The sequence below is a fragment of the Novosphingobium sp. genome (assembly GCF_027531025.1).
Lineage (GTDB): Bacteria > Pseudomonadota > Alphaproteobacteria > Sphingomonadales > Sphingomonadaceae > Novosphingobium.
In genome coordinates this window covers 278,967-291,177 of sequence record NZ_JAPZQX010000003.1, presented here as the reverse complement: position 1 = coordinate 291,177, position 12,211 = coordinate 278,967, and the positions used below count along the sequence as shown (strand labels likewise).

The following is a 12,211-nucleotide window of genomic DNA, read 5'->3' as shown; positions in this document are numbered from 1 at the left end:
ACTCATGGAAGATCGATGATCGCGGCGGTGCCTTGCCCCGGTTCGGACAGCAGTTCCAGCGTGCCGCCGTGCGCCTCGACCAGGCGGCGGGCGAGCGGCAGGCCGATCCCCTGGCGGCGCTCAACCGCCTTGCCATCGGGCGAGAGCTTGATGCCCTCCAGCGCGCGGGCCAGCGTGGCTGCGTCCATGCCGGGGCCATTGTCGGACACGACGATCCGCGCCCGCCCCTTGCGGCCCGAAAGCTCCACCAACACCCGGCCACCGGAGGGCGTGGCAGCAATGGCATTGTCCAGCACGTGGCCGACCGCGCGGGCCAGGCGGCGCGGATCGCCCGTGATCCGCCCCACACCGCGGTCGCCACGCAGGTCCAGCGTCAGGCCCGCCTGACGGATGCGCTCGGCCCGGTCCTCGACCAGCTTGGTCACCAGTGGGTAGAGCTCGACATCCTCCTGGACCAGCGGCAGCAGCCCGGCCTCGCTTTGCGACAGGTCGAGCACGGATTCGATCTGGTCCCCCAGCCGTGCGACGGATGACAGGATCGCCCCGACATATTCGCGCCCCTGTTCGCTCAGTTCCCCGCCCAGCCCGGCCTCAAGCAGCTCGGCAAAGCCGCCGATCGAGGTCAGCGGCGTGCGGAATTCATAGCTCATGTTGGCGAGGAACCGGGTCTTCAGGGCATCGGCCTCTTCCAGCGCGGCGGCGCGCTGCTTCAGCGCTTCCTCGGCCTTTTGGCTGTCGGTGATGTCGAGCACGGTCAGCAGCCCGTTGCCATCGGGCAGCGGCACCCCGGCATATTCCAGCGTGCGCCCATCGGCGAGGACGGCGCGCCCACCGGTCTGCTTGCGATCGAGCGTGGCCGCGCGGACCACATCCCCCACCGCCTTGGCCTTGACCGGCTTGGCCAGCCGCCGCGCGATCCGTTCCAGCAGGCTTTCGATCCGGGGGTGGGTATCGAGGAAGCTGTCCTCCAGCCCCCAGTCGGCGGCAAAGCGCCGGTTCCACAGCTGCATCCGGCCATCGGGCGCAAACACCGCAACCGATTCAAACAGGCTGTCGAAAGTGGCGGTGCGGGTGCGGAGCAGGGTGTCGCGCGTGGCGGACAGGCGCAGCTGCTCGGTCCGGTCCTCGGCAATCAGCAACAGTCCGCCATCGGGCAGCGGCTGGGCGACGATCCGCAGGTGCGAGCCATCGGCCAGCGACCAGGCCTCTTCCTGGGCCTCGCTGGCCAGGAACCAGCCCGCCCGTTCGCGCCGCCAGGCGGGGAAATCGCGCGCTTCGGGGGCACGGCCATTGTCGCGCGCCAGGTCGAGCAGGCGCTCGAACGGCGGCGGATCGACCAGCACGGCCGGCTTCAGGGCGAAGATCCGCAGGAATGGCTGGTTGGCAAAGGTCAGCTGGCGGCGGGCATCGAACTGCGCCACCCCGGCCGAGAACTGGTCTAGCATGGCCCGCTGGGCGTCGCGGAAGGCGCGGAAATCGCGGGCGAGCTGCTCCATGTCCTCGATATCGACCGCATAGCCGGCCACACCTTCCTGACCCAGCGGCAGGTCGGTAACGCGGAACGAGCGCCGCGCACCGGCAATGGTCACCGGCACGATCCGTTCGATCGGCAATTGCTTGCCCGCCGCCTGGAGGGCGACCTGACGCGCGGTCAGGCCATCGACGCTTTCGATCAGCTCGATCCCGTCAGCCACGACCTGGCGGGCATCTTCACCGGCGACGGCCTGAACATAGGCGGCGTTGACCAGCCGCAGCTCGCCGTCGGGACCGCGGAACCACATCGGCATTGGCGCGGCCTCGATCAGGCCGACCAGGGCCGCGAAATCATCCTGCGCGCGCCGGGCCGCATCGCGCAGCTGGACCAGCTCGCTCTCGCTATCGGAAAAGTCGAAGACCCAGACCAGCGCCGCGCCGCCGGGGGAGATTGCCGGATCGGCCAGGTGGCCGCGCAGCGCCAGGCTGCGCTTCGAACCCTTGGGTGTCACCACCAGACGGAACGGGTTAGCAGTGCGCTGGCACCGGCGGACCGCTTCGCTCAGTTCAGTGAGCTGTTCGGTGGTCAGCCCGCCGCCGCCGCCATCGATCCGGCCCCCGTCCAGCTCGGTCAGGAATTGCGGTACGGCATCGAGGCCCAGCCAGTTGGCCAGCCGCTGCGGTGCCTCGATCCGGCCATCGACCCGCACCAGCAGCGGGATCGCCGGGCTTTCGTCGACCATCCGCGCCAGCCGCCGGGCCTGGCGCTGGCCTGCCTCGGCCCGCTTTTCCCGCCAGCGCGCAGCCAGCACGGCCCAGGCCGCCGCGACGGTCCAGCCCGCCAGCAGCAGCCCGATCAGCGCAAGGGCGGTCGGGGAAAGCGTCATGCCTTCCAGCTATGCGCGGGGGGGCCGCTTGGCAAGCGCAGCAAAGCCGTCATCCCCGCGAAAGCGGCGATGACGGCCGGATTGCCTAAGGGCCGCGCCAGGCGGAGAGCGGTCCCGGGGCCAGGCCCGGGACGACGCCATCAGTACCGGTAGTGATCCGGCTTGAACGGACCCTGCTCGGGCACGCCGATGTACTTGGCCTGCTTTTCGCTGAGCTTGGTCAGCTGGACGCCCAGCTTTTCGAGGTGCAGCGCCGCGACCTTCTCATCGAGGTGCTTGGGCAGGACATAGACTTCGTTCTTGTACTGCTCGTTCTTGGTGAACAGCTCGATCTGGGCCAGCGTCTGGTTGGTGAAGCTGGCCGACATCACGAAGCTGGGGTGGCCGGTAGCGCAGCCCAGGTTCACCAGGCGGCCCTTGGCCAGCACGATGATCTGCTTGCCGTCCGGGAATTCGACCAGGTCGGTACCCGGCTTCACTTCGGTCCACTTGTAATTGTCGAGCGCGGCGATCTGGATCTCGCTGTCGAAGTGGCCGATGTTGCAGACGATGCTCATCGGCTTCATCGCCTTCATGTGTTCGGCGGTGATCACGTCCTCGTTGCCGGTGGCGGTGACGAAGATGTCGCAACGCTTCACCGCTTCTTCCATGGTGACGACTTCATAGCCTTCCATGGCGGCCTGCAGCGCGCAGATCGGATCGATTTCGGTGACCATCACGCGGGCGCCGCCCTGGCGCAGCGAAGCGGCCGAACCCTTGCCGACATCGCCGAAGCCGGCCACGCAGGCGACCTTGCCGGCGAGCATCACGTCGGTGGCACGGCGGATCGCGTCGACCAGCGATTCCTTGCAGCCATAAAGGTTGTCGAACTTCGACTTGGTGACGCTGTCATTTACGTTGATCGCCGGGAACGGCAGCTTGCCGTCCTTGGCGATCTGGTAAAGGCGGTGCACGCCGGTGGTGGTTTCTTCCGAGACGCCCTTGATGTGGGCGACCGACATGGTGAGGTAGCCGGGCTTGCGCTTGAGGAAGGCCTTCAGTGCGCGGCAGAACTCGATTTCCTCGGCATTGGTGGGCTCGAACAGGTCTTCACCCGCTTCGACCCGCGCGCCCCAAAGCGCGAACATGGTGGCATCGCCACCATCGTCGAGGATCATGTTGGCAGTGCGGCCGGTGCCATCGTCCCAGTCGAAGATCGAACCGACATAGTCCCAGTAATCGGCCAGGCTTTCACCCTTGATCGCGAAGACCGGGATGCCCGCGGCGGCAATCGCGGCGGCGGCGTGGTCCTGCGTCGAGAAGATATTGCAGGTGGCCCAGCGCACTTCGGCACCCAGCGCGACCAGCGTTTCGATCAGCACGGCGGTCTGGATCGTCATGTGCAGCGAACCGGTGATCCGCGCACCCTTCAGCGGCTTGCTCTCGCCAAATTCCTGGCGCAGCGCCATCAGTCCGGGCATTTCGGTTTCGGCGATCCGGATTTCGGCGCGGCCGAAGTCGGCAAGGCCGATGTCGGCAATGGCATAGTCGTGAGTCTGGGCAGCGGTGGCCACGGGTCTTCTCCTGAACAGCGGGAGCCGCCGCAGAAGGCAGGCGGCTCCGGTAATGCGCCGCCCTTAGCCGTTCACCCTTTTGGAGGCAAATATAAAGATTGCTTTATATGTTCCTCGGAACGCTACCGCGCCCAGGCGAAGCGCGGTGTGCCGCTACCCGCCAGCAGCTGGTCAGCCGCTTCCAGCAGCACGGCCGAACCCTGGGCATTGGCCAGCCCCCGCGCCGCGACCTTCAGCTGGGCGCAAGTCAGCCAGGGGTGGCCCTGGCCATAGCTGTTGGCCATGGTCACGCTGACCCGGTCGAGCGCGCGCTCTGCTCCGCCAGTCCCGAACCGCGCGGCATAGGCAGCTTTCAGCTGGTCGCTGGCACCGTTCAACACCGCAATGTGCCGGGTGGTGAAGCGCTGGTAGTCAGGCTGGAAATTGTCCGCCGTGTTGCGACACCTGAGGCCGGTGACCATCAGCATGATATCCAGCCGCCGCAGCTGCTCGGCCTGCTGGACCGGATTGGCCATCGCCGGTGCCGTCAGCAGCAATCCCGTAGCCGCGAGGCCCGCCAGCCCTCCTGTGATGCGTCTCATTGCCAGTCTCCCTCAGGCGGGACCCTGTTCCCGCTTGTTGAAGACTGCGCCCTTGCGTTTACCCGTTCTTAAACCGGCGCGGTAAAGCGAAATTAACCATCCGCGGCGGTTGCCCTGCCGCCCGCACCGACTATATCGCCAAGGCAAGCCTACCCCCACTGTTCAGGAGAACGAAAATGACGATTGCTGTTGGCGACAAGCTGCCCGACGTGAAGCTGGTCAAGGCCACCGAAAACGGCCCGGAAGCCGTGCAGAGCGCGGACTATTTCAAGGGCAAGCGCGTGGCGCTGTTCTCCGTTCCGGGTGCCTTCACCCCGACCTGCTCGGCCAAGCACCTGCCGGGCTTCGTCGAGAAGGCCGATGAACTGAAGGCCAAGGGGATCGACGAAATCGTCGGCACCGCGGTCAACGATCCCTTCGTGATGGGTGCCTGGAACAAGGCCGCCGGTTCGTCGGACATCACCATGCTGGCCGATGGCAACGCCGATTTCGCCAAGGCGCTGGACCTGACCATGGACGGTTCGGGCTTTGGCCTGGGCCTGCGCGGCCAGCGCTTCTCGATGGTCGTCAATGATGGCGTGGTCGAACAGCTCCACGTCGAAGCGCCGGGTGAGTTCAAGGTCAGCTCGGCCGACTACCTGCTCGAGAACCTCTGAGCCAATGGACTGGGGGCAGCTGGCCATCAAGGCCCTGATTTCAGGCGTCCTGATCGCCGCTGCCTCCGAAGTGGCCCGCCGCAGCCCCGGCTGGGGCGGGCTGATCGCCAGCCTGCCGCTGGTTTCGACCCTCGCGATGATCTGGCTGTGGCGCGATACCGGCGATACGGCCCGCGTCGCCACCATGGCGCTGTCATCCAGCCTCTATGTGCTGGCCTCGCTGCCCGCCTTTGTCATCCTGGCCATGCTGCTGCGCAAGGGCGTGGCTTTCCCCGCCGCAATGGTCGCTTTCGCCGTAACCGGCTGGATCGGCTATGTGCTGATGCAGTTTGCGGGCAGGCGGCTTGGCTGGCCGGTCTGATCAGCCGGGAATCGCATAGGTCACCACAGCCTGCGCAACGACATTGTCCGGCGCATCCTGCCACAGCCGGCAATCGACCGTCGCCAGCCGCTTGCCCAGCTTCAGCAATTCGGCATCGCAATGGACCGCGCGCAATTGTACTCCGCGCAGGAACGAGAAGTTGAGGTTGCTGGTCACCGCCATGGCGACCGGGCCGATGTGCGCCAGAATCACCGCATAGGCCGCCCGGTCGGCCAGCCCCATCTGGGTGGGGCCAGAGACCAAATTGCCGGGGCGCAGGTGGCGCTCGTCCGGTTCCAGCACCAGCCGCACCCGGCCGGGCCGGATTTCGACTATGCTGGTGCTGTCCTTGCCTTCACGGGTCGGGAACGCCCGGTCGAAGAACGCTTCCAGTTCGGCAACGTCCATCACCGGCACAGGCGCAGCCATCTCAATAACCCATCAGGCTGAGCACTTCCTTGCGGCTGCGGTCATCGTCGAGGAAACAGCCCAGCAGGCGGCTGGTCACCATGCCCACGCCCGGCGTGCGTACGCCGCGCCCGGTCATGCAACCATGTTGCGCCTCGATCACCACGGCCACGCCATGCGGCTGCAAGTGATCCCAGATGCACTGGGCGACTTCCGCCGTCAGCCGTTCCTGGATCTGCAGGCGGCGGGCATAGCCGTGCAGCACGCGCGCCAGCTTGGAAATGCCGACCACGCGGTTCTTGGGCATATAGGCGATCGCCGCCTTGCCGGTGATCGGGGCCATGTGGTGTTCGCAGTGCGACTGGAACGGAATGTCCTTCAACAGGACCAGCTCATCATAGCCGCCCACTTCCTCGAACTGGCGCGAGAGGTGGACAGCGGGATCCTCGCCATAGCCCTGGCAGTATTCCTTCCAGGCGCGCGCGACGCGCGCGGGCGTATCGAGCAGGCCTTCGCGCTGCGGATCGTCGCCCGACCAGCGGATCAGCGTGCGGATCGCCTCCTGCACGTGATCGGGCACCGGCAGCTTGCCGTCTTCATCGTGATCGTGATCGCAGCTCATTTCAGTCCCTCCAGTCGCGGGCGGCGCAAAAAGCTGCCGCGGCGAAACAGCCCCCGACGCTTGCTGAACGGCTCGAACAGTTCTTCGGGCCGTTCGGGATCGAACAGGGCGTGGTCAGCCACCGCTCTCTCTGTTTCAGTGAGGGCGCGCAAGGCAAAAGGTTCAAGGAACTTGCCCCGGCGCGGCGCATTTTCGATCAGGGCAAGCATCGATGGATCCCGCTCCAGCGCGGCTGCCACCTCGCGCCGGGGCAGGCCGAGATGTTCGGCCAGCAGGGCATGGCGCACCTTGGTGATGCCCGGCCGGGCATGACCATTGCCGGGCCGCGCGGCATCGATGAACAGGTCGCATTCGCTATCCAGCCCCAGCGAGCGGTTGTTCATGTTGGCCGAGCCGATCCGCAGCACTTCGTCATCGACGATCATCATCTTGGAATGGACATAGATCGGCGCGCCGGCGGCATTGCGCGGCACATAGATGCGGAAGCGCTGGCGGTGATCGCGTTCGGCTATGGCATGGGCCAGCCGCACCCGCGCCCCGTCCATCGCCACCACTTCCAGCCAGCCTTCGGCGGTTAGCGGGTTGATCAGCACGATTTCCGGCGGATCCGGCTCGCTCACCCGCTCGGCAATCGCCTCGGCAATGGTGCGCGAGGCGAAGTACTGGCTTTCGGCGTAAATGAAGCGCTTCGCGCGGCGGATATGTTCAAGGAACAGCGCCTCTACCTCGCGCACTTCGCTGATCCCGTTCCAGGCCGAACGGGTGCGGGCAATGCCCACCTCGACATCGGTGAAATCCGGTTTCAGGTTATGCGGCCAGGGGCTGGTGATCTGCGGTTCGCACGGTTCCAGCGGCGGCGCGCCGGACTGGGCCCAGCGTTCCCGGCCCAGTTCGGCCAGGGCCACGGCCACTTCGCCTTCGACCAGCAGCGACAGATCATGCCACGGGGCAAAGACCTTGGGCGAAAAGGGCATCCGGCGGCGCAGATCGCCCTCGCGGTGTTCGGGCGTATCCCAGCGATAACCGGTCATGTCGATCCCGCCGCAAACCGCAAAGCGATCGTCGATCACGATCACTTTCTGGTGATGGCTGCACCCCAGCGGATGCGCGGAATCGAACTTGAAGTCGATCGACGGATTGCGCCACCAGCGGAACAGGTCGAGGATCATCGACCCCCGGAAGATGAACTTCAGCGCGCCGAAGTTCCATTTCAGCACCCGCACCTGCAAGCCGCGGGTGCGCTTGACCAGCCAGATCATGAAGGGGCCAAGCCGGGCGGGCTGCTCCAGCCGGTCGGGCTTGCTCCACCACCGCCGCCCCTGGCCCAAGTGGATACGAGTATCGAAATCCCAGCCGATCATCATGATCCGCTGGCGCGCACGCAGCAGCGCCTGCTGCATCAGCGCGTAGTAGGGCGCGGCGTCGATTACCACGTGCACGCGGCTGGCCCTGGCAAAGCGCCAGGCCGAGGGACTGCCGGATGAAGGTTGATCGGCCACGGCCCTTCCTATCCCCCGCCAAGTGCGGCGTCACGCCCCGCGCAGCTTTTCCGCGCGCGCGCCCTGTGACATGGGAGGCGGGTGAGCGAACCGCAATCCCCCGGCCCGGCCGCGCCGGCCGCCCTGCCCCGCCCCCGCCCGCTGCATGCGCGGCTGTTGCTGGCCCTGCTGGCCCTGGCCGCCGCCGCGCTGTACCTGCCGGGGCTGGACCGGGTCCGCGCCTCGATCTGGGATGAGGCCTATTACCTCTCCACCTCGGCCCGCTATGCCGCAGGGCAAGCGCATTTCGCCGCGCATCCGCCACTGGGCACCATGCTGATCGCCGTCGGCACCGTCCTTGTCGCGGACAACGACCGGGTCGACTGGAAACCGCTGGGGGCCGAGCGCGCTGTTGCCGACAAGGTTATGCCAAAGGACTTCGACTGGGGGGGAATGCGCATTCTGCCCGCGCTGTTCGGGGTGGCCTGCATTGTCCTGTTCGGCGCCTTGCTGCTGGAACTGACCGGCAGCCTGGTTGCGACCGCGCTGTTTTCAGCCCTGCTGCTGTTCGACACGGCGATTGCAGTGCAGATCCGCAGCGCCCAGCTCGATGCCTTCCAGCTCGCCTTCGTGATCGGGGCCTTGTGGGCGCTGGTCCGGGCCTGGCGAACCGGCAGCTATGTGGCGCTGTTCGCCTTCGGGGCGCTGGTCATGGCCGCCGCGCTGGTGCGGGCCAATGCCCTGATCCTGGGCGCGCTGGCCGTGCCGATCCTGTGGCGGCAAGTGGCCGCGCGCGACTGGGCGGCGCTGTGGCGCACCTGCCTCGCGGGCGGACTGGGCGCGCTGCTGGCGCTGGGCCTGACCCTGACGGCTAACCTGGCCGCCACCCCCAACCCGCCCGATCCGGCCACCGAGATGGGGCGGATGGACCTGCCCTTCTTCTCGCCCGAACAGCGCGCCGCCCAGGCCCGCGGCGCGCTCGATCCGGCGCGCTATCCGGCGGCAGCGCGCGATATCGTGGCCTTCATGCAGCATGACCTGGCGATCATGCCGCCCACCGACGCGCACGGATCGCGCCCGTGGGAATGGCTGCTGGGACGCGGCCTGATCGCCTATCGCTCGGACGTGGATGTCAGCCCGCCCTGGGCAATCGGCCTCATTCCCAACGCTGTTGTCTGGCTGATCGCGCTGGCCGGCGTCGTGGCCTGCGCCTTTCCGGGGCGGCTGCGCAACGATCCGCTGCGGGCATTGCTGCTGGGCGGATGGCTGATCACGCTGGGCGCTCTGCTGGCGCTCGACGGATCGCGGGTGCTCTATCTCTACCACTATTTCATCCCGCTGCTGTTCGGCCTGGCCCTGGCCGCACGGGAGTGGTCAAGCGCCCGGCTGGGCTGGCGCCCGGCGCTGGTCGTCGCAGTCCTGGCCGGTGCCTATGGCGCGCTGCGGCTACCGATTGCGCTGGGCCTGCCGACGGGCTGAGGACAACAAAAAACCCCGCTGGCATGACCAGCGGGGTTTTTGGCGCGCCCGGAACGATTCGAACGTCCGACCCTCAGATTCGTAGTCTGATGCTCTATCCAGCTGAGCTACGGGCGCGTTGGAGAGGCGCACATAGGCAGGTCATTCGCGCTTGGCAAGCGGCTAAATGACCTTTTGCAAAGCCTTGGCCAGCGGCACGTCCAGCGGCGGCATGGGCAGGTCCGGCAGGGCTTCGGCATGGGTCCAGGCCAGCCCCGCGCCGACCAGGCAGCGCGGCGCGCCTTGCCAGCGGCGGCAGGTGTAAAGGTTCAGGACATAGGGGTTACCCGGCAGCTCCGCGCGCGCCAGCCAGGCCAGGTCAGCCGGATCGACCGTGATCCCCAGTTCCTCTGCCAGTTCCCGAACAAGCGCGGATTCGGGGGTTTCGGCGGGATCAACCTTGCCTCCGGGAAACTCCCACAAGCCGCCTTCAGCCTCGCCATGGCGGCGCTGGTGCATCAGCACGCGCCCCTGCTGATCGATCAGGGCTGCTGCAACCACCAGGATGGCTGTCGGATTTTTTTGCATCGTCAACAACTCCTTAAACCATTCCTTAGGGATGATCTGCGATGAACCGCGAAAGGCCCGCATTATTTGCGAGGGAGCGCCATGAAGATCGCAATACTCAAGCGGCTGATCCGTGACCAGCGGGGCACCTCTGCGCTCGAGATGGGCCTGATCGCCTGCATGATCGTGCTTGCGATGTTTGCGGCCCTCCAGGGCTTCGCCAACGAGAACGACCGCACCTGGATTTCGATCTCCAGCAAGGTGTCAGAAGCCTCGCAAAAGGCAAACGCAGGTTAAACATTTTTCAAGACTTTACCCTTAGCCCGGTGATTGCTCGATCCGGGTGACAGGGAAAGAGCCGGGTACTTTGAGACTGCCAACAGGAGACTGACCATGAAGTTCATCAACAAGCTGTTCCGTGACGAAGCTGGTGCCACCGCCATCGAATACGGCCTGATCGCCGCCCTCATCGCCGTTGCCGCGATCACCGCGATGCAGGGCCTGGGCAACGAACTGCAGACCACCTTCACCACCACCAAGGATGCGATGTCGACCGCGAACGCTTCGGCTTAGTAATCGACCCGTCCGGGAACGGACAAAGATCAGGGGCGGCAGGGAAACCTGCCGCCCCTTTTCGTTTGGACACCCAGAAAACGCCGAAAATCAGTAGGTAACCAGCTTGACCCTTTGCCCCGGCACCAGCCGGCTTGATGCGGTCAGGCCATTCAGCACCAGGAACCGGTCGAGCGGCGCATCGCTGAAAGCCATCCGCTGGCCCAGTGATTGTACGGTGTCGCCTGCCTTGACAGTTACCAGGGTGACCTTGCGCGGCTTGATTGCCGTAGCCTCGCTGTCCGAGATCCGCCGCAGCGAACGGTACATCGGATCGAACACCGCCGCGCTTCCGGCCGCGGCGATCGTCACGAAGTGATAGGCCCGATCGCGGGCGAACTCATAAGCGAACACCGTCACGTCGACCGTGCTGCTGCCGGTATTCACCCGCGTGGTGGCATAGGCGGTCGGCAGGCCGTTGATCGTGGTGCGGCCGATCGGGCCGGGATCGATCCGGGCCTGGCCCTGTTCGGTCAGCCCGCCGAACACGGCGCGGACATAGCTGTCGAGATCGCCCGAATAGGGCCCAGTGGAGAACTGCCCGCGCCCGGACTGGCCATTGATCGCCACGGCGCGGGTGCCGTTCATCATGTAGAACCCGGCCGGCGCTTCGTAAGCGAGCCTGAGGTCGGGGTGGGTAAACCGGCGACCATCGACGATCCCCTGCTTGGGATCGTCGCCATAGGTCATGCCAGCAATCCGGCCCAGGAAGATGTCGCGATTGGTCACCCCGCTCGGGCTGGTCCCGGCCCGGGCCAGCGCCGCCCGCACGCGCGAGGCGGGATCAGGGTGAGTCGAGGCCCATTCGGGCACCTTGGCATTCGATCCCATCAGCCGCGCATCGAGCGCATTCTGGTTCGCGAGCGATTGCAGGACAGTGCCCATCGCCCGCGGATCGTATCCGGCCCGGCGCAGATATTCGACACCGAGGTTGTCGGATTCGGTTTCCTGGCTGCGCGAATAGCGCAGGGTCAGCAGTTGCGATCCCTGCAGGAAGCCGCGCTGGACCACCTGGCCGACCTGGCTGTTGCCCAGCAGCACACCCGACAGCACCGCGCCCAGCACGCCAACCACCGCGTTGCGGGTCGCCGCACTCTGCCGCTTGCGGCCATGCTGGGCCGCAACATGGCCAACCTCGTGCCCCAGCACGGCCGCCAGCTCCGCCTCGCTGTTCATCAGGGCCACCAGCTGACGCGTGACGTAGACATAGCCGCCAGGGATGGCGAAGGCGTTGTTGACCGGCGAGTTCAGCAGGGTGACGGTGAAATCGTTGCGGGCATTGCTGAGCCCGGACTGGACCGCGATGGTCTTGCCCACGGTCTCGACATAGGCGGCCTGCGTCCCCGTTTCCGCGCCGCCGAATTCGGCCAGCAGTTGCGGATGCGCCTTGGCCCCTTCGGCCTTGTCCTTTTCGCTGATCGACTGGACGGGGGCCGCACCCGTCTGGGCCACGCCCACCTCGCCCGGCAGGACCACCAGCCCCGCAACCAGGGCCGCGCCCGCCAGGAAACGGACACGATGTCGGGAGATCTGGTTCATCGAAGGGCTCCTCTCG

13 protein-coding genes and 1 tRNA gene are annotated in these 12,211 nt (G+C 66.4%); 5 read left to right on the top strand and 9 right to left on the bottom strand.

From position 1 onward, the window contains the following. Positions 1-2: 2 nt before the first annotated feature. The 3 genes from O9281_RS04455 to O9281_RS04445 form a co-directional block, all read right to left on the bottom strand. Complete coding sequence (locus O9281_RS04455) at positions 3-2,360, bottom strand: PAS domain-containing sensor histidine kinase (protein WP_298183299.1); 2,358 nt, start codon at positions 2,358-2,360, stop codon at positions 3-5. Between the two features lie 140 nt (positions 2,361-2,500). Further along, a complete protein-coding gene (gene ahcY, locus O9281_RS04450; RefSeq protein WP_298183297.1) occupies positions 2,501-3,913 on the bottom strand; it encodes an adenosylhomocysteinase in 1,413 nt (470 codons plus the stop codon). A 122-nt stretch (positions 3,914-4,035) separates the two neighbouring features. After that, positions 4,036-4,494 (bottom strand): S-adenosyl-L-homocysteine hydrolase, encoded by a 459-nt coding sequence (locus tag O9281_RS04445; protein ID WP_298183295.1) that lies wholly within the window; start codon positions 4,492-4,494, stop codon positions 4,036-4,038. A gap of 176 nt (positions 4,495-4,670) precedes the next feature. Between O9281_RS04445 and O9281_RS04440 the strand changes: the two genes are divergently transcribed. After that, on the top strand, positions 4,671-5,150 hold the full coding sequence (locus tag O9281_RS04440; protein WP_298183292.1) for a peroxiredoxin: 480 nt from the start codon (positions 4,671-4,673) through the stop codon (positions 5,148-5,150). Between the two features lie 4 nt (positions 5,151-5,154). Then, positions 5,155-5,511 (top strand): DUF3147 family protein, encoded by a 357-nt coding sequence (locus O9281_RS04435; protein WP_298183290.1) that lies wholly within the window; start codon positions 5,155-5,157, stop codon positions 5,509-5,511. Here the strand turns inward: O9281_RS04435 and O9281_RS04430 are convergent, their stop codons facing one another. The 3 genes from O9281_RS04430 to O9281_RS04420 are packed head-to-tail and all read right to left on the bottom strand — an operon-like array spanning position 5,512 to position 8,040. Then, the gene (locus tag O9281_RS04430) at positions 5,512-5,940 is read right to left on the bottom strand and encodes a PaaI family thioesterase (protein WP_298183288.1); all 429 of its coding nucleotides are present in this window, start codon (positions 5,938-5,940) and stop codon (positions 5,512-5,514) included. A gap of 1 nt (position 5,941) precedes the next feature. Then, positions 5,942-6,541: a GTP cyclohydrolase I FolE gene (gene folE, locus O9281_RS04425; protein WP_298183286.1), complete on the bottom strand. Its 600-nt coding sequence runs from the start codon at positions 6,539-6,541 to the stop codon at positions 5,942-5,944. Further along, positions 6,538-8,040, bottom strand: coding sequence for a phospholipase D-like domain-containing protein (locus O9281_RS04420; RefSeq protein ID WP_298183284.1), 1,503 nt, complete (start codon positions 8,038-8,040; stop codon positions 6,538-6,540). The genes folE and O9281_RS04420 overlap by 4 nt, the downstream gene beginning before the upstream one ends. Positions 8,041-8,121: 81 nt before the next feature. Between O9281_RS04420 and O9281_RS04415 the strand changes: the two genes are divergently transcribed. Beyond that, positions 8,122-9,498, top strand: a complete 1,377-nt coding sequence (locus O9281_RS04415; RefSeq protein ID WP_298183281.1) for a phospholipid carrier-dependent glycosyltransferase — start codon at positions 8,122-8,124, stop codon at positions 9,496-9,498. A 40-nt stretch (positions 9,499-9,538) separates the two neighbouring features. Here the strand turns inward: O9281_RS04415 and O9281_RS04410 are convergent. Both O9281_RS04410 and O9281_RS04405 read right to left on the bottom strand, forming a co-directional pair. Beyond that, positions 9,539-9,615: transfer RNA gene (locus tag O9281_RS04410), tRNA-Arg, on the bottom strand. Positions 9,616-9,660: 45 nt separating this feature from the next. Then, positions 9,661-10,065: a (deoxy)nucleoside triphosphate pyrophosphohydrolase gene (locus O9281_RS04405; protein ID WP_298183278.1), complete on the bottom strand. Its 405-nt coding sequence runs from the start codon at positions 10,063-10,065 to the stop codon at positions 9,661-9,663. Between the two features lie 81 nt (positions 10,066-10,146). On the opposite strand from O9281_RS04405, the gene O9281_RS04400 reads away from it, so the two are divergent. Next, the gene (locus O9281_RS04400) at positions 10,147-10,341 is read left to right on the top strand and encodes a Flp family type IVb pilin (RefSeq protein ID WP_298183275.1); all 195 of its coding nucleotides are present in this window, start codon (positions 10,147-10,149) and stop codon (positions 10,339-10,341) included. Between the two features lie 96 nt (positions 10,342-10,437). Continuing rightward, on the top strand, positions 10,438-10,617 hold the full coding sequence (locus O9281_RS04395) for a Flp family type IVb pilin (RefSeq protein ID WP_298183273.1): 180 nt from the start codon (positions 10,438-10,440) through the stop codon (positions 10,615-10,617). A 90-nt stretch (positions 10,618-10,707) separates the two neighbouring features. On the opposite strand, the gene O9281_RS04390 is transcribed toward O9281_RS04395, so the two are convergent. Continuing rightward, positions 10,708-12,195 (bottom strand): M48 family metalloprotease, encoded by a 1,488-nt coding sequence (locus tag O9281_RS04390; RefSeq protein WP_298183271.1) that lies wholly within the window; start codon positions 12,193-12,195, stop codon positions 10,708-10,710. Positions 12,196-12,211 lie beyond the last annotated feature (16 nt).